This window comes from Anaerostipes sp. AF04-45, from assembly GCF_003461725.1.
GTDB classification, from domain to species: Bacteria; Bacillota; Clostridia; order Lachnospirales; family Lachnospiraceae; genus Anaerostipes; species Anaerostipes caccae.
Genome location: NZ_QTXQ01000003.1, coordinates 262035 through 281349, shown reverse-complemented (window position 1 = coordinate 281349; position 19315 = coordinate 262035). Strand labels below are relative to the sequence as shown.

At 45.9% G+C, this 19315-nt stretch carries 19 protein-coding genes; 16 read left to right on the top strand and 3 right to left on the bottom strand.

The window, feature by feature from the left end; genetic code table 11:
* Positions 1-3: 3 nt before the first annotated feature.
* Genes DWV34_RS06375 through DWV34_RS06340 form a run of 8 tightly spaced genes read left to right on the top strand, consistent with a single transcriptional unit; the run spans position 4 to position 10820 of the window.
* Positions 4-1284 (top strand): hypothetical protein, encoded by a 1281-nt coding sequence (locus tag DWV34_RS06375; protein ID WP_118475746.1) that lies wholly within the window; start codon positions 4-6, stop codon positions 1282-1284.
* Positions 1256-2074 carry a hypothetical protein gene (locus DWV34_RS06370; RefSeq protein WP_118475744.1) on the top strand — a complete coding sequence of 273 codons (819 nt, stop codon included), beginning with the start codon at positions 1256-1258 and terminating at the stop codon, positions 2072-2074. Before DWV34_RS06375 ends, DWV34_RS06370 begins: the two co-directional genes overlap by 29 nt.
* The gene (locus DWV34_RS06365) at positions 2071-5469 is read left to right on the top strand and encodes a hypothetical protein (protein WP_118475742.1); all 3399 of its coding nucleotides are present in this window, start codon (positions 2071-2073) and stop codon (positions 5467-5469) included. The genes DWV34_RS06370 and DWV34_RS06365 overlap by 4 nt, the downstream gene beginning before the upstream one ends.
* The gene (locus DWV34_RS06360) at positions 5409-6758 is read left to right on the top strand and encodes a hypothetical protein (RefSeq protein WP_243000827.1); all 1350 of its coding nucleotides are present in this window, start codon (positions 5409-5411) and stop codon (positions 6756-6758) included. Before DWV34_RS06365 ends, DWV34_RS06360 begins: the two co-directional genes overlap by 61 nt.
* A 14-nt stretch (positions 6759-6772) precedes the next feature.
* Positions 6773-7534, top strand: coding sequence for a hypothetical protein (locus tag DWV34_RS06355; RefSeq protein WP_118475740.1), 762 nt, complete (start codon positions 6773-6775; stop codon positions 7532-7534).
* Between the two features lie 10 nt (positions 7535-7544).
* Entirely contained in the window at positions 7545-8633 is a 1089-nt protein-coding gene (locus DWV34_RS06350) for a hypothetical protein (RefSeq protein WP_118475738.1), read from the top strand.
* Positions 8634-8647: 14 nt separating this feature from the next.
* A complete protein-coding gene (locus DWV34_RS06345; protein WP_009290172.1) occupies positions 8648-10186 on the top strand; it encodes a Hint domain-containing protein in 1539 nt (512 codons plus the stop codon).
* A gap of 19 nt (positions 10187-10205) precedes the next feature.
* Positions 10206-10820, top strand: a complete 615-nt coding sequence (locus DWV34_RS06340) for a hypothetical protein (RefSeq protein WP_009290171.1) — start codon at positions 10206-10208, stop codon at positions 10818-10820.
* A 65-nt stretch (positions 10821-10885) separates the two neighbouring features.
* Here DWV34_RS06340 and DWV34_RS17385 read toward each other — a convergent pair whose 3' ends face one another.
* Together DWV34_RS17385 and DWV34_RS18195 are read right to left on the bottom strand one after the other, a co-directional pair.
* A complete protein-coding gene (locus DWV34_RS17385; protein WP_199485882.1) occupies positions 10886-11197 on the bottom strand; it encodes a DMT family transporter in 312 nt (103 codons plus the stop codon).
* The gene (locus DWV34_RS18195) at positions 11085-11669 is read right to left on the bottom strand and encodes a DMT family transporter (RefSeq protein ID WP_227081669.1); all 585 of its coding nucleotides are present in this window, start codon (positions 11667-11669) and stop codon (positions 11085-11087) included. Before DWV34_RS18195 ends, DWV34_RS17385 begins: the two co-directional genes overlap by 113 nt.
* Positions 11670-11888: 219 nt before the next feature.
* On the opposite strand from DWV34_RS18195, the gene DWV34_RS17380 reads away from it, so the two are divergent.
* The 4 genes from DWV34_RS17380 to DWV34_RS06320 all read left to right on the top strand — a co-directional run bounded on the left by DWV34_RS17380 (position 11889) and on the right by DWV34_RS06320 (position 15211).
* The gene (locus tag DWV34_RS17380) at positions 11889-12026 is read left to right on the top strand and encodes a GntR family transcriptional regulator (protein WP_022261114.1); all 138 of its coding nucleotides are present in this window, start codon (positions 11889-11891) and stop codon (positions 12024-12026) included.
* A 515-nt stretch (positions 12027-12541) separates the two neighbouring features.
* Entirely contained in the window at positions 12542-13285 is a 744-nt protein-coding gene (locus DWV34_RS06330; RefSeq protein ID WP_243000826.1) for an aminotransferase-like domain-containing protein, read from the top strand.
* 113 nt (positions 13286-13398) lie between these two features.
* Positions 13399-13839: an HIT family protein gene (locus DWV34_RS06325; protein ID WP_006568202.1), complete on the top strand. Its 441-nt coding sequence runs from the start codon at positions 13399-13401 to the stop codon at positions 13837-13839.
* 184 nt (positions 13840-14023) lie between these two features.
* The gene (locus DWV34_RS06320; RefSeq protein ID WP_118475736.1) at positions 14024-15211 is read left to right on the top strand and encodes a MerR family transcriptional regulator; all 1188 of its coding nucleotides are present in this window, start codon (positions 14024-14026) and stop codon (positions 15209-15211) included.
* Positions 15212-15516: 305 nt separating this feature from the next.
* On the opposite strand, the gene DWV34_RS18190 is transcribed toward DWV34_RS06320, so the two are convergent.
* Complete coding sequence (locus tag DWV34_RS18190; protein ID WP_353307804.1) at positions 15517-15603, bottom strand: putative holin-like toxin; 87 nt, start codon at positions 15601-15603, stop codon at positions 15517-15519.
* A gap of 75 nt (positions 15604-15678) precedes the next feature.
* Here DWV34_RS18190 and rfbA point away from each other — a divergent pair, with 75 nt between their 5' ends.
* Genes rfbA through rfbC form a run of 4 tightly spaced genes read left to right on the top strand, consistent with a single transcriptional unit; the run spans position 15679 to position 19022 of the window.
* Positions 15679-16560, top strand: a complete 882-nt coding sequence (gene rfbA / locus DWV34_RS06315; RefSeq protein WP_009290166.1) for a glucose-1-phosphate thymidylyltransferase RfbA — start codon at positions 15679-15681, stop codon at positions 16558-16560.
* A 17-nt stretch (positions 16561-16577) separates the two neighbouring features.
* Positions 16578-17609 carry a dTDP-glucose 4,6-dehydratase gene (gene rfbB, locus DWV34_RS06310; RefSeq protein ID WP_022261113.1) on the top strand — a complete coding sequence of 344 codons (1032 nt, stop codon included), beginning with the start codon at positions 16578-16580 and terminating at the stop codon, positions 17607-17609.
* 3 nt (positions 17610-17612) lie between these two features.
* Positions 17613-18458, top strand: coding sequence for a dTDP-4-dehydrorhamnose reductase (gene rfbD / locus DWV34_RS06305; protein WP_009290164.1), 846 nt, complete (start codon positions 17613-17615; stop codon positions 18456-18458).
* Positions 18459-18467: 9 nt separating this feature from the next.
* The gene (gene rfbC, locus DWV34_RS06300) at positions 18468-19022 is read left to right on the top strand and encodes a dTDP-4-dehydrorhamnose 3,5-epimerase (RefSeq protein WP_006568207.1); all 555 of its coding nucleotides are present in this window, start codon (positions 18468-18470) and stop codon (positions 19020-19022) included.
* Positions 19023-19315 lie beyond the last annotated feature (293 nt).

Sequence of the window (19315 nt, the reverse complement as noted above, 5' to 3'; positions counted from 1 at the left end):
GCTATGGAAGTGAGCATGAGGTTTGCAGATGAAGACCTGCCTGAAATAAAGAGCGGGCTTTATGAGCTGGAAATAGGATTAAATACCGGGATCAGAGAAGACGGTACGGAAAAGCAGAGCAAAGAGACGATTCATCTGGTCGCTGCGGCAAAAAGATTTTCGATGGACCCCGGAGAGGTGTATTCTGTTTATCCGGCGGCAGGGAGCGAAGGGGAGTTTTCAAACTGTCTTCCCCATATTGTGTTCAGCCGGGGGACTCTGCCGTGGGAGTTCGGGTGCCGGGACGGAAGCCCGGGGCTGGCTGTATTCCTCTGTACGGAGGATGAGGGAGTGAAGAAGCGCGCGATGAAAACGGCAGAGGTTTGCTGTCAGAAAGAACAGGGTATTTTTGTTTCTGAACACCTGCGGTTACAGAACAGCGATGCCGAAACCGGGGATGAAACATGTGAGATTGTGGATATTCCCCTGAAATTATTCCGCCGGCTGTGCACAGATCCGGAAGAGAGAAAACTGCTCACCCATGTAAGGCAGGTGAAGCTTGATGATAAGGTCACAGATCCTCTGGTCAAAAACGGGACATTTTCCTGCCTGGTGTCCAACAGGTATCCGAAAGAGCCGGAGGAAAAGGGGGAAAAGACTGCTCATAAAGTTTATGTGGTTTCTCTGAAAGAGTATGAAGGGATCACCATTCCTGAAAATGCAGAATTTGTGCGTCTGATCTGTCTGTATACATGGGAGTTTGCAGTCACAAAGGAACCCTGTGATTTTCGGGCGGCTTTGAAGAGAATTTCTCCCGGCGTGCTGAAAAGGGCAGTGAACCCGGAAGGAAAGCCGGGGGAACTTTTGGATATTTTAAGCCGGGGGTACTGTCCGGTGAACCACGATGTCAGGGATGGAAGCAAAACGGTTTCCTGGTATCGGGGACCGTGGATTCCATACGGAGAGAAGCAGATGAAACCCAGATACCGGATATTCTCGGATGAATTTTATTTTTATGACCCCGACTGCGGAATGATGGATGTGAGTTATGCATGCGCATGGCAGCTGGGACGGATGGTATCCATGAATCATCTGACGGTGTGCAGAGAGCTGGTTTCCTGGAGACTGGATCACTGCTCGGAAGCGGCAAAGAACTTTCAGCAGAGCCAGCTTCTTGACCGGATTCCGGCAGAGGGAAAAGATGTGGGGGAACAGCTGATAAACGCATGCGTCCGGGCAGCGGGACAGCTGGTAGCCGGGAAAGGAGATGAGGACGATGGGGCGATGGATTCAGGGGAATTGTGACCGGACCGGCTATTTTGAGGGGCTGGGTACCGAAGAATTTCCGGAATCAGTGCTGGAAATGTTAAAAGAGGCAAGCCTGTTTTATCATGTGCCGGCAGCGTACCTGTTTCCGGTGCCGGATATGCTGAAAAAGGACAGCCTGAACTTTTTTCAGGTGGATCACAACTGGGTGCTGGCGATGCTGGACGGGATCTGCAGTGTGGGAAGGAATGCGTCCATCGATTATTCCCACGACACAGAACTGATTGTGGATATTTACCGTCAGGCATTAAGGGAAAATGAGCAGGTGCGCCTGAAACTCCAGGATAGAGAGTACATGGATACAGGAGAACAAGTCCCGGAAGTGATCAGTGGATTTTTGCTGAACTCCGTGTTAACAGAAAATTTTCGGGGATTGGAATTTCGGGCATATGACCAGCGGGAGGGAGGAGAACCTTTAAAGGCGCTTCGGATTGAAACTCTCGGGCGGCAGGTTCTTCTGGGAATTTTTAAGGGAGAAATACGGCGGCTTGAGATCGCGCAGCCTCCGGAGGGACTTCATTTTGGGTTCTTTACCGAAGACGGGATAATGAAGAAAACGGTCCGGGACATCGAAGAGGGAAAGCTGGGCGGCAGACAGGCAGAGCTTGTCTTGAAATCCAAAGAAAACAGGGTGATCGATGTAAAGGCCTCGGCGGCCAGACTGGAGGAAGCAGCAGGGCTTCAGAATATGACATCGGCGGAATTTGCCCTGGAGATGATACAAAACGCACAGACCGGAGTATTTACAATGGGGGAGGAACTTAAATGAGGATTTCAGATGATCTTGAAGAAATGCGTCTGCTCCCGATCCATGTGGAAGCCGCCGTGTTTGGCAGCGGAAATGTTCCCATAGCTAACATCAATGAAAATTACCGGAGTTTGCTGGCAGCGCCGACGGGAGATGACATGGAGAGCAAAACATTTACGGAGAAGAGCAGCACAGAGGAGCCCGGGGTACATCTGCATTTCATTCTTCCGGAGGAGTATACCCACGGAAGCCAGCAGGAGGAAGGCGGGGATATCGTCTATCCAGACCTTCCCAACCGGTGGACGGTGACAAGGATCGCGGTTTTGGAAAGCGAAGGAAAGGAACCGGTTTTGAGAAGAAAAAACTGGATTCTTGAGAGTGATCTTCTAACGGCGTTCCCAGACAGCGACAAACAGTACACGTCCATCGGATATGATGATCCCAAAAAGCCGTACCGGTTTCTGGGCAAAATGAGAGACTGGGACGGGGTGGTGACTTCTCCTGGAGAGCACTTTTCACATCTTTCGGCAGTGAGTACGGGGAAACCTCATTTCAGCGGATATTATCCGGAGTGTAAAAATGTCCTTGGCTGCTATGACAGTCTCTCTGATCTCAAGGTCAGAGAAGGGACGGAGGATTTTATAAGGCTCACTTACATCGTGTGCGGCTGGACGGAGAATGAGGACCCCAGAGATCATGCGGTGTGCCATGGAATTGTCACCGGAATCAAATGGACGGGTCCTTACGGCAGCTATGAGACAGGGATCCCAAGCGGCACCAATATACCCAATGTGGCGGTGGGGAATTCGCTGGAAGAGGCGGCAGCAGCCCTCGGAAGCTATTATCTGAAGCAGCCGGAGATGGAAAAAGTGCTGAAGCATTTGTTTTTCGGGACCCTGTCCGATTGGGAGAAACTTGACGGGGCTCTGGAGGGGGAGAAGAAGGTCAAACAGTACCAGTTCCGCCCGGAACCCTCCAGGCAAGAGATTAAAATTCAGGGAAAAGAAGCCGGTTGTTTTCGGGAAAGAGAGGAGATCCTTTATGAAATTTCCCGCAGCAGAAAACATCAGGAGGAATATGAGGAACAGATGAAAGAAAAACGGCAGGAGATCTATCTGCTCTGGCGAAAATACGCGATGGACCCCAAATTTCTTGAAAAGGCAAGGAGCGGAATTTCACAGAGAATGGAAGCGGTTACTGGTCTGGAAAAGAAAAGGGAACATGAGGAATTCGTGGAGCAGGAGGCGGTAAAAAAACTCAGAGCTCTGCTTGGAGACGGGGAAGTGCTGATCGAAACGTCCGGAGAGAGGTACTGGAGGCCGAGAGACCTTACGTTCCTGCTGGAAGGGGCGGACCAGAGCAGCATCTATAAGCGGCTGGAAAAATATAAAATTGACGGTAAAATACCAGAGCGCAGGCGGAAAGATCTCATTTCCGAAGTCATAGTGAAGATTTCCGGAGTTACGGAGGGGGAAGAAGCCAGGATTTCAGGCGAACATCTTTTAGAGGGAACGGAGCGGATCAGAGAGCCGGTCATAGAACAGCTTGTACGGGAGGGGGTACTGACTGCCCGGGGCAGTATTTTCTACACGGCAGACAAGCTTCTTCGCCGGTATAAAAAACAGAGAGATACAAGGCTGATGTCTCATGCGGTCACGGCATATGAGGACTGTCTTAACAGACAAGAAAACCTATGCGGGGGGACATTGGCCAGCCCCATTGGAAATTATATCTGGTCTCCGGCGTGGAATCCCCTGATCCTTGAGTGGAGCATGAAGTATTATCCTGACCCGAAGATAAAAGAGGGGGCTTCAGGCCTTGAGAACTGGAGGCTTAGCGAGACGGATTTTGACTATGAAGGAGAAACCATCGGGGAGGAAGTCTTTGAGCCTTTCACCGGCAGATGTATTTTGTCGCCATATGGGTCTGACTATCTGTCAGGGATGTTCAAAAAATATGTCTCAGACGAGAAGTACAGGGATATAGGCAATAAGATGGCGGGAATGAAGATTCTGACACAGAGTCTGGACGGTTTTCATGACAAACTGATCACCAGAAAGGAGAGTGTGGTTGTGGCTCCGTGGATGAACCGGACGTTAGATCAGGAAATCACGGCACTGACTTCCCGGGCCGTTCAGGGGACAGAGCTTTACGAGGACCTGAATCAGTCGAAGAGAAACCAGAGAAAGCCGGAGGAGGCCTTTTATCCTATAAGGGCTGGTTTCGGAAAGATTGACCGGGTCCGGGTGATCGACAGCTTTGGGAGGGTGCTGAAGTACGATGTAGGGGATGTCATCGTGCCTGAGAACCTTCGTATGGGAAAGGAGAATCCTGCACCGAGGTTTCTGCTGAGACCGAGAATTCTGGCGCCTATGAGGATTCAAAGCCGCTGGATTATGGAGGAGACAGGTATAGGCGATGAACTGTCACCGGTTTTTGGATGGCTGTGGGTGAACCTTTTGGATTCCTGTCTGCACATCTATCATCCGGACGGCACCATGGCCGGAAGTATTCAAAATACCATAAGGATGGACGGCAGCGGCATGTATGAAATTTCTCTGAGAAATCCGCCTGGACAGACAAGAAAAGAAAAGGAGATTTTAGACGGGATGGGACCGAGACTCCGGGGATTTGCGGAAGGGCTTTTAGAAGCCGGCAGGAGAGAACCGTCCGCGCTGCCGGAATTTTTAAAGGCTCTCGATGACAGTATGTGGACAAGCAGATCCGGAGGGGGTACCGCCAAGGAGCAGATCCAGGCCGGCATGGGAAGGCCTCTGGCTCTGGCAGGAATCGAGATTGAGGTGGATGTGAAGGGCAGCAGTCCTGTGCCTATGATTTACGATGACAGTGAAAGGGCAGAGTCTCTCCTGGAACGGTTTTCGATCCCCCTCCGCATCGGAGATGAAGTCCGCCAGACAGACGGCACTGCAGGATTTTATCTGCACGGAGAGGGCGGCGGATTTTCTGTATTTCATCAGTGCCGGAGAGAGAAGGGAGCGAAGATCAGGACGGCATATCTGGATCAGAATACAACACTGAACATGAAAACCGCAAAAGACGCTTTGCCTGCAAGACTGACTGTTTTGTTTCATCCGGCAGGAAATATCAGCATGACGACGGGGCTGCTTCCGGTCAGGGAAATGAAGCTCAGTGAAGCATGGACAGAGCGGGCCATGGAGAACATTTATCTTACGTTATTTTACGGCCCTTTCCTGACGCCGCAAAGCCAGCTGCAGATGTTTCTTCCCAAAGCTATGGAAAAAGAATGGAGTTTTTTATCCTTTGAAAAACCGGGAATAAAAAATGAGGAACGGGACATCAAGCCTCCGTGGCTGGATACGGACCAGGAAGAAGAGTGGAAACAGATCAAAGAAGGCTGGCTGCTGCTGAAGGCCGGTGTGCAAGAAAAGGGGTGACTGTGGTGGAAGGAAAATTTACATTTGAGACTGTGGGAGAAAATAAATTGATTGTTTCTGACAGTCAGATATCTCCGGTCAAAAACAAGCTGGAGATCAGGGTGAAATTTGATCAGGATGAAGAACCGCTGATCAGCCAGATTGAGTATGCGTTCCCGGCGGGAGCGAAAAGCACTGATTTTGCAGAAATGAAGAACCTCAGACAGATAGAATTCAAAATAGATGACTGGACTGTGGTGGATGTTTCAAAAGAAGAATTTATAGAGTTGAAAAAACAGAAAAAAAAGCGAAGCGGAAATGTGGGGTGGTATGCATGCAGGTTTGAGGAGGAAGAAACATTTACTTATGCTTTAACACCGGGCGAGGCGTGGACAATGAAAGATCAACAGATTATGGATCTGACCATGGAAAACGTGGTGACCACTGCCGTAGAAGGTACTGCTGCCATCCGGTGCACAGTCGGGATTCTTGCAGAAGATCCGCAGGAATATGGACTGGAAATAAAAAAAGAACAGGATCACACAGTGAAGGTTCAGGATTTTTATCCCGAGTCGGGATGTGCTCTGTCGGGAGAGCAGGTCAGGCTCAGCTGGTTTGTCCAAAACGCCCAAAAGCTGTTTTTGTATACCGGAGCGTCAAAGAAGGAAATCGATCCGGCAAAGAGCAGTGAGTTAGTGACTGTTTCTGATACGACGGAATATACGCTGGAAGCAGTTAACGGTGAGAAGAAGGATACAAGAAAAATTTCGATCCAGGTACTGCCGCTCTGCCTGAGACAGTTTTGGGCCGACTATGAGGAAGAAAAGATTAAGTGGGACGTATGCTGCGGGGATCACATTAAAATAAACGGTATTTCCACAAGCTTTGCATCCGGGTCGGCGAATCTCAGTGAGTATACGCCGGGACGCCCTGTTGTTCTGACTGCAGAGGGAAAAAATACATCTGTGGAAAGTGCTGTTTACTATGGAACAGAGGATGAGAGAATGGATGTCGTACATTTCCAGAAGACCATTACATTTTATAAAGGCTTTCAAATTTTGGATGTGCTGTGGAAGCTTTATGAACTGAGAAGCAATAATACAGCCAAATCCATCCGCATTGTTTTTCAGGACCGTGAACGAAATGAACTTTACGACATAAAGGGAGGTGAGGATCTGGGTACAGAGGGAAGCTGGCAGCAGATCTTGACGGGGACAGACCCGGCAAGGGCCGGAGAGAATATTTTGGTGACGATGTATGTAGAAGGCTACGATGAAGGTACAGGAAAAGAGTATCAGATCACGATTTAAGAAAGGGGAATGCCATGGAAGTGAAGTTATTTAAGATAAACGGCACTGGCCCGGGTCAGACATACGAGGCGGCTGCAGGAGAACTTCTGAAGATTGAATGGGATTGTCCGGGCTGCGATTTCTGTATAATTTATCCATACAACTGGAAAGTTGACTGTAATGGAGAGATGGAAATCTATATTTATGAAACAATGACCGTAATTCTCAGAGCAGTTAAGGACAGGGAGAGTGTACAAAAAGAGATTACAGCCAAACTCAGTGGGGGAGAGGATGTTAAAGGAATTTCTGTGTCCCCTGCTGGCCCTGCTGGTTCCGGTGAGGAGACGAAATTTGATTTTCAGCTGATCAAAACTGCTTTTGGGTATTTGGATCATGGAATCGGCAGAGTTGAGGGGCGTTCAGGAAGTTATGTGTTAAAGAACCAATACACCGTATACAGATACGATATTCTGACAGCCGGCGGAGAAACCGGATATAAAGAAAAAACGGTTAAGGCGGGAAGGTCGGATGCACCGGAAATCCAGAGGCTCAAATATGTGATGATGAAGAATGGAAATGAGCAAAAATATGAGCTATCGTGGAGGGTTGCGAACAATGATGGAAAGGACGTCATCATCGAGGCGTCGGATCACAAGACCACATTTGCCAAAAATGCTTCCGGGCGCGCTTCTTTTGCCAGGACAGGCGGAGAGACTGTAACACTTTCTGTTCGGTGCGATGCAGGAGAAAAGGGAAAGATTGAATTTGCGGACATCTATCCATTTGAATTGAAATAAGGAGGTTCATATGGCTTACGAAAGTATTACGATCGGTACGGAACAAGAGGTAAAAGAAGTATATCTGTTTCTCGTCAATGAGGATGGTTCGCCGGCTGAGATGGACCAGGACAGCAAGACCATTGCTTCTATCTGGAATGGCGAGGAGAAGCTCGTCGATGTAACCGCAGATACAAGGATAACGATTCCCGGGTTCGGGACATGTTTTCAGCTGGAGCTTGCCACTACGCCTGCAGGAAACCATGAAGCGGACCGGTGGAGAAAAAGAAAAGAAGCGATAAAGCTTTTTGTCAGGGAATTTGTTCCTATGCAGAAACATACAAAAAAACCGGCGGACGCTGACTTTGCAGTCAGTGGGAAACACTATACTGCCGGTGAATTCTCGGCAGAGATTCAGGGAGAAGGATCGGAGACGTATAAAATAAAAGGAAAACCGGGCGACCGAAGAAAATTTTATTTTTTCCGGAATGAGTACCACTCCGTTATCCGATGTGCCAATCAGATGACAATCGGGATCGGGAGAGATGATCTTACAAGTGAATTTTTACAGAAAGCACTTTGGGATCAGCGAAAATGGGATATGCCATGGATGAAAGACCTGTCGGAAGAACTTGCTGATCCGCTGGGGGCTGTCAGTCCCACGGCGGAGCAGAAATTTATGTACAGTTACGCCGGATCGATCTTTGACTGGTCAGTAAGACTTTATGTCAGGCAGCATCCGGATCACGAGCATTTTTCAGACTTTGACAGAAATCACGCAGATGAAAAAAACATGTGGGGTGTGCTTCCCAGGTCACCGGTATATAAGCTGGTGGATTATTTGAAAGTAAATGAAAAAAGTGTTTTTAACTTTCTCAGAAGCAGAAAATATAATGACGGAAACAGTCCTGAAGAAACGGCAGAGAATCGTATTTACACAGAACTCGCAGAGGAATTCTGGAATCTTTATGACAGCGGAGACGGGCTTTTTGCGGACTTTCTGCTCCGGGCCGGAGTGATCTCCAATACGGGTAATCAGTATTTGTTTGAATTTCGTACCGTCAGGACGAAAATTGAAAATATTTATGAGGACAGCGGTCAGTATATTTACAGAGGGTAAGAAAGGGGTATGTTATGCGGGAAATACAGACAGAACTTTTTAAGGGGAAAGAAAAAGAGATCCTCATCAGTATATTTGGAGGAGAGCAGAAATTAAAAGAGGAATACCCGGCATTGTATGAAGACATGAAAACGGCACAAAAGCAGGCCGGAAACCGGAAGGAAGAGGGAAGGACAAGTTCACAGGATGCCGATTTTGACGGATGGGAGGAATTTGAAAAATTAAAGCTGTTTTATGATCCAAAGAAAAAGATACTGACCGTAAATGGAAAGATCCATAAATCGGGCGGACCCGATTATTTGATTGCAAAGCTGAAAGTCTGGAATGGGCAGGGAAAAACATGGACTTTTTCTTATTCGGTACCACAGTGCAGTTTTCTTATGATCAAGGAAAATATACAGATGGAACAGGACGAACTGTCCGGAATACAGGCAGAAATCAATTATATGTTAAGGGTTCCTGACATCTGGAAGCCGGTTAAGGCAGGAAATATGAAGGGAACCGCGGTTATTGGTGCGGGTTTGGATATTATCGGGAAAGGCCAGGTTCTTCATCCGCAGCCCAAAGCCGGGAGATCCAAGATCAACATTGTTTATTTTCGTACAGATGCCATGGGTACATCGGACTACTTTTATGCCAACCCCGAGAGAAGGAACAGTAATTTTTGTGTTTATCTGCCGATTGCCGTGCAGTTTGAGCTGGACGCAGGAAAGCAGGCGGCCCAAGCTCCCAGAGTACAGGGAGATATTTATATTTACAGCGCCAGACATTCCACAGTGCAGTTTCAGAATTTTCAGCAGATTAAATTAATCCCCGCATCTCAGTGGTACAACATGTTTCCATATTATCCTCAGATATCGCAGAGCTTTACAAAAGGATATCTGTTAGTTCTGCCTCAGGCGTGGAACAGTTTTATCAGCCAGGGCGGCGTGGCAGGGGAAGATGATTTTTATTTATCTATGGATATAGAGTTTTCATGTACAGACGGGTATCGATATTCTTTGCAGATGGACAGCTATTTGGTTCCTAAAAAATATGAGGGAGGCAATGTTGTAGAGATCCCCTGTATGCACCTGCTCTGGGGCTGCCTTGAAAAAGAAGCTGTGATCAAAACAAGGGACCGGGGCAGTATACCGGTGTGCGATGTAAAGAGTGGGGATTATGTGGCTTCCGCCAAGGGAAATTATGAAAAGGTCAGCAATATTTATACTGGAAATGAAGAAATTTTGAAATATATAAAGGCTGGAGAAAAAACCATCATGATGACAATGGACCATCCGGTCATGACAAAGGAAGGATGGAAACAGGCAGGGAAACTCACTGGGTCAGAACAGATCTGTATGGATGGAGAACTGTACAGTCCGGTGGATGAGGTTTATGACGAGCCTTATTATGACCGGGTATATTCTTTGGAACTGGAAGATGGAGAAGGGTTTTTTGCCAATGGTTTTTATGTGGGAGACTTCGGAAAGCAAAACAGTATGGAGAAGCCGGAACCGAAGCTTTCACAGGATATCCTGAATGATTTAGAGAAGTTTAAAAATTTATCATAAAAGAGAAAGGAGAAACATTATGCCTGATCCAAAAGAACCAAGCGAGGTAGTACCAAAGGAACCGGAAATAGTTATGGAAGGAGGGACAGGGACCAATGTGGCGATTCCTGTACGCATCAATGCGGGAGTGAAATTTACGCTGCTGAAAAATCATTTTGTGGCGGCGCTTGAAAAAGATGGGGACGTCATGATGCTCCTGCTGGCGCCGACAGATTCTGCAGGCCAGGAGGGAATGACCATACAGGAGATGGTGGAAGAAGTCAGGAAATTGATGGGTGCCAAAGAAGGAGATAAAGAGGTTGCGGATATGGAGACTCAGCTGAACAGTACCGTGAACAGTATGAGCGATCCTAAGAAAGCAGGCGGCGGCTTTAATCCAATGTCTATCCGTATCTATGTACAGCAGGCGTTTTTGTATTACCGTTCTGCTAAAAAGGAGGATGGAACAGAGGAAAAAGAGCTGGAATATGCTTTCAGCCTGAAAGCGGATACTTCTAAGCTTCTTGGAAGTATAGACTTATTCACTCTCGATGAGATCTATTTTTCCGTGTGGAAGACAAACCGTAAAAAAGTCACAGACACGATGAACATGTTTATGATTGAAGACTTCTTGAAGGAGACGGCACAGGCCTGAGACTAAAAAGCCAGGTATGCCGCGTGAGTCAGAAAAAGCCTGCATATACAGGCTTTTTTTGCTTCTTATTTCTTGATTTTATTAGAATACTGGGCTTTTACTAAATATACACCGGCAATCACAATGGCAATTCCCGGGACTTCCCTTAGAGAAAGAACTTCGGAAAAAATAATATAAGAATAAAGTGAGGCGATGACCGGCTGGCATAAACATACAATCGAGGAAAGGTTCACACTGAGCTTTCCCTGGCAGTGGGCCAGCAGGTTATGTCCGATGACCTGAAGGCAGAGGGTCAGTCCCAATAGCGGCCAGAGCTGCTCTGTCCCATGGGGAATCTGGATGCCCTCTGTTAAAACTGAGGTGCCCCCCCAATGCAAGGGCGCTTCCGAACCCGCTTACAAACATGATGACACTGCTTTCGTATCTGTCTCTTAAACGATAGGAGATCAGGATAAAAACCGCATAGAAAAAAGAAGCACTAAAGGCGAGAAAATCTCCAAAATAGTTTGACCGGAGTGGGCTGATCTTTCCGCCCAATAAAACAAAGACTCCGATTAAGGTTACCGCAGCTCCTGCTAAAAATAACTTCGGTATCTTTTCCCGGAATAAAAAGTATGAGACCGGTATCACAGTAAAAGGCGTCAGATTTGTAAGTAAGTTTGCATTTGCTACGGATGTATAGCTGAAAGATAGGTTCCACAATGCTACATCACCGGCGAGGAAAACTCCGGCCAGAAATAAAATGAGTACATCCTTTTTGGTTAAAATTCGCAGGCCCCTGAACGCCAGAGGCAGCAGCAGAGGGAGTGAAAAAAGAACTCTGTAAAACCCGGTGCTGACAGGAGTCAGTGAGCTGAGTTTTACAAAATGCCTCCTGCTGCAAGGAATGCAACTGCTAAGAGCTCAAGCAGTACATATTTTGTTTCGTTGTTCCGTTTTATAATCTTCAAGAGTCTGTCCTCCGTCTGTGCAGGTTTCCTTTGTGTTTAAAACATGATACACTTACACTGGAACTATGAAAAGACCCACTATATACTAAAAAAATAGTACCACCGGGAGAGGGATTTCATGATTATTCTTGACAGAAAAAACAATGAACCTTTGTATATGCAGATTTATACACAAATAAAAGAGGAAATATTAAACGGCATTATCAAGGAAGGTCAGGTATTAACCGGCAGCAGGGGGTTAGCCGGAATACGGTAAACAATGCTTATGGCCAGCTGGCCGCGGAGGGATATATCATACCGCAGAAAGGGATTGGATATACTGCCGCAAAGGTTCCGGAACTTACTGTCAGCAGGGAGAGACCGGTTCAGATCCGTTTAAAACAAGCGATGCCTGTGGAAAGAAAACAGCCTGACATTCTGTACGATTTGACAAACAGCAGTCAGACAAGCGATCTGTTTCCGAAGAGATTTTGGAAACTCTGTACGTTAGAATGCCTGGATATGCTGGAAAACGAGGCCAGAATATGATCCTGTCAGGATAAGCAGGGAGAATTATACCTGAGAAAAAATCTGCTGTCTTATCTGCAGCGGATCAGAGGTGTTACCTGTGACAAAGATCAAATCATTATCACATGTGGGATACAGCAGTCTTTAGACTATCTCTGCAGGCTGTTCCCGCCTGGAAGGCAGACGATTCTAATGGAGGAACCGGGATTTCATAAAGCGGCAGCGGTATTTTCTAATAACAATATAAATGTGTAGAAGGTTCCTGTGGATGAACATGGAATCGTAGTATCCAAACTTCCACGTGTGTCTGATGCCTGCGCCGTTTACTCAACTCCATCCCATCAGTTTCCAACCGGTGTCACCTTATCCGCCGGCCGCCGGTATGAACTTCTTGAATGGGCGCAGAAGAATGATGCCTTTATTATGGAAGATGACTTTGACAGCGAGTTTCGATATTACTCAAAACCTATTCCGGCGCTGCAGTCCATAGACAGAGATGACCGTGTCATCTACCTTGGAACATTTTCAAAAGCGCTTTCCCCTTCAGTGCGCATGGGATATATGATATTGCCTCCAAAGCTGCTGAAAGCTTATTTTCACAGGTTTAAAAATTACAACAGTACGGTTTCGCTCCTTAATCAGTATGTCATTGCACGTTTGATAGAAACGGGTCAATATGACCGCCATGTCAGGAGGATGAACCATATATTCCGCAGGCGGCTGGAACGTTTTTCAGAAGAATTAGCCGATGTAAAAGACAGGATTGAAATATCCGGCAACGGTACCGGGCAATATTTTCGTTTAAGGTTTGCCGCGCAGGCTGATCAAAATGAGTTAATCCGGAAAGCACTTGAGCATGGGGTAAAAGTGTATCCGACCATGGAGTTTTGGCAGGAAAAGGCTGCCTGTCCGCCCAATTCTCTGTTTTTAGGCTTTGCCAAAATTTCTTTAGAGGATATTCCTGATTGTGTGGAACGGCTGAGAGCAGCGTGGAAAGAATGGATTTAATGGCAGATTCCATCTTTGATCAAAAAATAAATATAAAATTGCTGGAATTATATTCATAAAAGGAATATAATATAACCATAATGTAATCAGTTTGTAATCAAAAGGAGAATGCTATGGCGGTAAAGGAAAAAGGTTGTTTTTATTGTGACCCGGACCATCAGGGGCGAAAGGATCTGATGATCGAAGTGGGGCAGATGAAGGAGGGGGTTTTATACCTGTTTAAAGATCAGGCTCATTTAGGACGCTGTGTAGTCGCAGTGCCGGAGCATAAGAGTGAGCTGTTTGACCTGGAACCAAAACAGAGACATGATTACATAGATGATGTAGCGGCAGCTGCAAGAGCTATAAAAAAACTCTGGGGATGTACAAAGATCAACTACGGCGCTTACGGGGACAAGCTGCCTCACCTGCATTTTCATCTGGTTCCCAAATATGAGGGCGGATTTGAGTTCGGAGGAGCTTTTGCCATTGGAAATGATGAACCAAAATTTCTCGCCGATGAAGAATATGAGACAATGATCGGTCAGCTTAAAAAGGAATTAAATATAAAATAATGAGTGATGCTGAACAGATTCCGGTGAAAGGGTTCTGTTCAGCTGTTTTATTTCATAGGAAAATTGAAGTGGTCCTGCCCGCGTTGTTCCGCCACAGGAAAGTTCGTGTGGGTACACGGGCTTGTAGGCAAAAGCCGAATCACTTATACTGGTAGATAGAAACTGCGAGGGAGGCGGGAATCTTATGCAGAAGTGTTATACTACCGGTGAATTTGCCAAAAGGGCGAAAGTGACCATCCGGACGATAAGGTATTATGATAAAAAAGGTATCTTACAGCCCAGCTTCCGCAATGATGCGGGATATAGGATGTATACTGATCAGGACTTTTTAAAACTCCAAAAGGTGCTGTCTTTAAAATATCTGGGATTTTCGCTGGAAGAGATCAAAAATATGACAATCAACGATGATGTATCAGATATTACAAAATCGCTTCAGATGCAGGCGGACTTGCTTCATAAAAAAGCAGAGCATTTGAAGCTGATGGAAGAAGCTTTGCTAAAGACGACAAAAATAATTGAAGAGACCAGCGAGGTAGACTGGAATGAGATTCTCGGCCTGATCCATATGACGAGTATGGAGCGGACTCTGGTAGAACACTATCAAAACTCCACAAACCTGGATATCAGAATCAGCCTGCATGACAGGTTTTCTGTAAATAAACAGGGGTGGTTTCCGTGGCTTTTTTCTCTTGTGGATTTCAAGGATGCGGATACAGTGCTTGAGGTCGGCTGCGGCAATGGACAGATGTGGAAAAATGAACAAACAAAAGAATTGTCAGGTATGAAAGTCATACTATCGGATATCTCGGAAGGGATGTTGTCTGATGCCCAAAAGAATCTTGGAGGGGTGAGGGGACCTGATTTTTTATTTCGGAGGTTTGACTGCCAGAACATACCGTTTTCTGATAAGACCATTGACCGGGTTATTGCCAATCATGTGCTGTTTTATGTTGGCAGTCTTCAAAAGGCACTAGAGGAAATATGCAGAGTGATGAAAGATGACGGGATTTTTTACTGCAGCGCTTATGGAAAAGAGCATATGAAGGAAGTCACGATGCTGGTCCAGGAGTTTGATCCGCGCATTAGTCTGTCGGAAGTAAATCTTTTTGATATGTTTGGCCTGGATGAAGGGGAAGCTGTTCTTAAAAGGTATTTTGCGGATGTGAAAAAGATAGAGTATGAGGATGCTTTAATCGTTACCGAGGCAGAGCCTCTGCTGGATTATATTCTTTCCTGTCATGGGAACCAGAATGAGATATTAAATAACCGCCAGATGGAATTTAAGAAGTTTCTGAAAAAGAAAATAGATACACAGGGACAAGTAAAAATTACAAAGCAGGCTGGTGTATTTGTGTCAAAGAAAGAGAAATGACAAGAAAATAGATGTAAATAAAAGGAAGATAGATGGTTTACAATAAGCCAAAATAATGTTATATTAAAGATAAAGAAAGGAGCAAACTGCCCACGTTGGTGGTTAGCCTCGAAGTTAAGAAATAAACCTACCTTGACTGGCCAAGTACAAAGGTAGGTTTATTTATGTTATAGGAAATTCCTGCGGAACCTCCTATAACATAAAAACGCTCCGCGGGTTGTGCACGGATGCGTAAGGAAATTATTTGCATTGGCAAATCGCATCCGGCACGCAAAGTTTAAAAGTTTCTCAAAAATGAGGGACTTTTAAACTTTGTTCCACTTGTTTTTCCTATCTATATAGCCAAGCAGTGCCAGGATGAACATTCCAAACGTTATCATTAAAGAATTGATTCTTGACCATTACGTTACGTCACCCACTACAATGACATTAACTGATAACGGACAAAGAGAAAGGGAATATTTATTATGAAAGGAATTATTTTAGCAGGCGGTTCCGGGACAAGGCTGTATCCGCTGACCATGGTGACGTCAAAGCAGCTGCTTCCGATCTATGACAAGCCGATGATCTACTATCCGATGTCTGTGCTCATGGACGCAGGCATCCGGGAGATTCTGATCATTTCCACTCCAGACGACACACCCCGGTTTGAGGCGCTTTTAGGAGACGGACACCAGTTTGGCATCGAGCTTTCCTATGCAGTTCAGCCTTCACCGGACGGGCTTGCACAGGCATTTATCATTGGAGAAGAATTTATCGGTGATGACAATGTGGCTATGGTTCTGGGGGACAATATTTTCCACGGGCACGGGCTCAGGAAACGGCTTCAGGCGGCGGCCAACAAAAAGAGCGGGGCAACGGTATTCGGCTATTATGTAGATGATCCGGAGCGGTTTGGCATCGTAGAGTTTGATTCTGACGGTAAAGCCATTTCCATAGAAGAGAAGCCGGAACATCCAAAGTCCAATTACTGTGTGACGGGACTGTATTTTTATGACAACAGGGTTGTAGAGTATGCAAAGAACCTTGCACCTTCGGACAGAGGTGAGCTAGAGATTACAGATTTGAATAAAATCTATCTGGAAAATGGAGAACTGGAAGTTACCCTGCTTGGACAGGGATTCACATGGCTGGACACGGGGACACATGAATCTCTCGTGGAGGCGACCAACTTTGTCAAAACAGTGGAGACACACCAGCACAGGAAGATTGCATGCCCGGAGGAGATTGCATATCTTCAGCACTGGATCACCAGGGACCAGCTGTTAAAAGACATTGAGCCTCTGAAAAAGAACCAGTACGGACAGTACCTCCTAGACGTTATGAATGGAAAGTATATAGACAAGTAAGACAGGAGAAAACATTTATGAAGATTTTAGTGACCGGCGGCGCCGGATTTATCGGAGGGAATTTTGTGCATCATATGGTGAACAAATACCCCAACGATGAGATTGTGAATCTGGACCTGCTCACCTATGCGGGGAATTTGGAAACATTAAAACCAGTTGAGGATAAACCGAACTACAAGTTTGTAAAAGGTGATATTGCAGATGAAGTATTTATCATGGACCTGTTTGAGAAAGAACAATTTGACATGGTCGTAAACTTTGCGGCGGAGAGCCATGTAGACCGCTCCATCACGGATCCCGGTATTTTTGTGACCACCAATGTGATGGGAACGAGAGTGCTTCTGGATGCCTCAAAAAAATATGGGGTAAAACGGTATCACCAGGTATCGACGGATGAAGTGTACGGGGATCTTCCTCTGGACCGTCCGGACTTATTTTTTACAGAGGATACACCTCTCCACACCTCCAGTCCATACAGCAGCTCCAAGGCCAGCGCAGATCTGTTTGTCCTGGCTTATTACCGCACATACGGACTGCCGGTGACGATTTCCAGGTGTTCCAACAACTATGGACCGTATCATTTCCCGGAAAAGCTGATTCCGCTTATTATAAGCAGGGCGCTGGCAGATGAGGAACTGCCGGTATACGGAAAAGGAGAGAATGTCAGAGACTGGCTCCATGTGTCTGATCACTGCGAAGCCATCGATCTGATCCTTCATAAAGGGAAGCCGGGAGAAGTCTACAATGTAGGCGGACACAACGAGCGCACAAATCTTGAGGTTGTGCAGACCATACTGAAAGCATTGGATAAGCCGGAAAGCCTGATCAAATTTGTGACAGACCGCCCGGGACATGATATGCGTTATGCTATCGATCCGGCAAAGATAGAGAAAGAGCTTGGATGGAAACCAAAGTATACATTTGATACGGGAATCCGTCAGACAATCGAATGGTATCTTAACAACAAAGAATGGTGGCAGAATATTTTGTCCGGTGAATATGCAAACTATTTTGAGAACCAATACGGAAAAAGGTTAGAACAGGAGTAAGGTATGAAGGCATTAGTCACAGGGGCAGCCGGACAGCTGGGCCATGACGTCATGGACGAACTGAAAAAGAGAGGCCATGAAGGGATCGGTGTGGATGTGCAGGAAATGGACGTCACAGATGCCGAAAAAGTACGGCAGGTGATAACGGCTGCAGATGTGGATGCGGTAATCCACTGTGCGGCTTACACTGCGGTGGATGCGGCAGAAGACAATGCAGAACTGTGCAGGAAGATCAATGCGGACGGCACTGAACATATAGCACGTGTATGCCGTGATCTGGATCTTAAGATGATGTACATCAGCACAGATTATGTATTTGACGGACAGGGAGAAAGACCGTGGGATCCGGATGATGAGAGGAATCCGCTGAACGTATATGGACAGACAAAGTATGAGGGAGAACTTGCCATTGAACAGAATCTGGACAAGTTTTTTATTGTGAGGATTGCCTGGGTGTTCGGAATGAACGGTAAAAATTTTATTAAGACAATGCTGAACCTGGCAAAAAATCATGACAGACTTACCGTGGTGAACGACCAGACCGGATCTCCTACTTATACTTATGATCTGGCAAGGCTTCTCGTGGATATGATAGAGACAGAGAAGTATGGAAGATATCACGCCACAAATGAAGGGATTTGCACTTGGTATGAATTTGCCTGTGAAATATTTAAGCAGGCGGGCATCGAAATCGAAGTAGCTCCGGTGGGCAGCGATGAGTATCCGGCAAAGGCAAAAAGACCGGAAAACAGCCGTATGAGTAAGGACAAACTGACACAAAACGGTTTTGAAAGGCTACCGGCATGGCAGGATGCTCTTGCCAGATATTTAAAAGAAATCGGGTATTAGGAGGAACAGATGGGAAAGATTAAGGTTACAAATTGTGAGATTGAAGGACTGCATATCATTGAGCCGGCAGTGTTCCCGGATGAACGGGGATATTTCATGGAGACATATAACCAAAAGGATTTTGAAGAGGCGGGGCTTGGCATGACCTTTGTACAGGATAATCAGTCTATGTCGGTAAAAGGAGTTTTAAGAGGGCTTCATTTTCAGAAGCAGTATCCGCAGGGAAAGCTGGTGCGCGTCGTTCGTGGTAAGGTATTTGATGTGGCGGTGGACCTGAGAAAAGACTCTCAAACTTACGGAAAGTGGTTTGGGGTAGAATTATCCGCAGAGAATAAAAAGCAGTTTTATATTCCGGAAGGATTTGCCCATGGCTTCCTCGTCCTCTCAGAGGAGGCAGAATTTTGTTATAAGTGTACAGACTTTTATCACCCTGGAGATGAAGGCGGGATCAAGTGGGATGATCCTGACATCGGCATTGAATGGCCATTTGAGGAGGGTACGGAATTGGTGATCTCAGAGAAAGACCAGAAATGGTCCGGATTAAAAGACACTTTTAAGTTTTAAAAGACATTTGTTATCATAGCGGTATAATAGGAAATATAGACAAAAATATAGAAAGGCTGATGTATGGGCTAACCATCCTGTACATTGGCTTTTTTATTATGTTTTTTGGGGTTTTAACAAAGTAGAGTGTAAAATAAATCATCTTAAAATTCTGTACATAGTGCACAAATAAAAGGCGAAATTGTTATTAAATTGACAAAACTTTGACATTATAATTGACATTATCTTTCGATGGGCATACAATCAAGGAGAATTAATATGTTCTATATCAATCTGTGGGTTAGATGAAACAC

Coding starts and splice junctions, on each gene's coding strand:
- DWV34_RS06320 (WP_118475736.1), top strand. CDS start 14,024: ATGCAGAAGTGTTATACTACCGGTGAATTTGCCAAAAGGGCGAAAGTG.
- DWV34_RS06340 (WP_009290171.1), top strand. CDS start 10,206: ATGCCTGATCCAAAAGAACCAAGCGAGGTAGTACCAAAGGAACCGGAA.
- rfbC (WP_006568207.1), top strand. CDS start 18,468: ATGGGAAAGATTAAGGTTACAAATTGTGAGATTGAAGGACTGCATATC.
- DWV34_RS06365 (WP_118475742.1), top strand. CDS start 2,071: ATGAGGATTTCAGATGATCTTGAAGAAATGCGTCTGCTCCCGATCCAT.
- DWV34_RS06345 (WP_009290172.1), top strand. CDS start 8,648: ATGCGGGAAATACAGACAGAACTTTTTAAGGGGAAAGAAAAAGAGATC.
- DWV34_RS17380 (WP_022261114.1), top strand. CDS start 11,889: ATGATTATTCTTGACAGAAAAAACAATGAACCTTTGTATATGCAGATT.
- DWV34_RS06370 (WP_118475744.1), top strand. CDS start 1,256: ATGGGGCGATGGATTCAGGGGAATTGTGACCGGACCGGCTATTTTGAG.
- DWV34_RS06350 (WP_118475738.1), top strand. CDS start 7,545: ATGGCTTACGAAAGTATTACGATCGGTACGGAACAAGAGGTAAAAGAA.
- DWV34_RS06355 (WP_118475740.1), top strand. CDS start 6,773: ATGGAAGTGAAGTTATTTAAGATAAACGGCACTGGCCCGGGTCAGACA.
- DWV34_RS06375 (WP_118475746.1), top strand. CDS start 4: ATGGAAGTGAGCATGAGGTTTGCAGATGAAGACCTGCCTGAAATAAAG.
- rfbD (WP_009290164.1), top strand. CDS start 17,613: ATGAAGGCATTAGTCACAGGGGCAGCCGGACAGCTGGGCCATGACGTC.
- rfbB (WP_022261113.1), top strand. CDS start 16,578: ATGAAGATTTTAGTGACCGGCGGCGCCGGATTTATCGGAGGGAATTTT.
- rfbA (WP_009290166.1), top strand. CDS start 15,679: ATGAAAGGAATTATTTTAGCAGGCGGTTCCGGGACAAGGCTGTATCCG.
- DWV34_RS06325 (WP_006568202.1), top strand. CDS start 13,399: ATGGCGGTAAAGGAAAAAGGTTGTTTTTATTGTGACCCGGACCATCAG.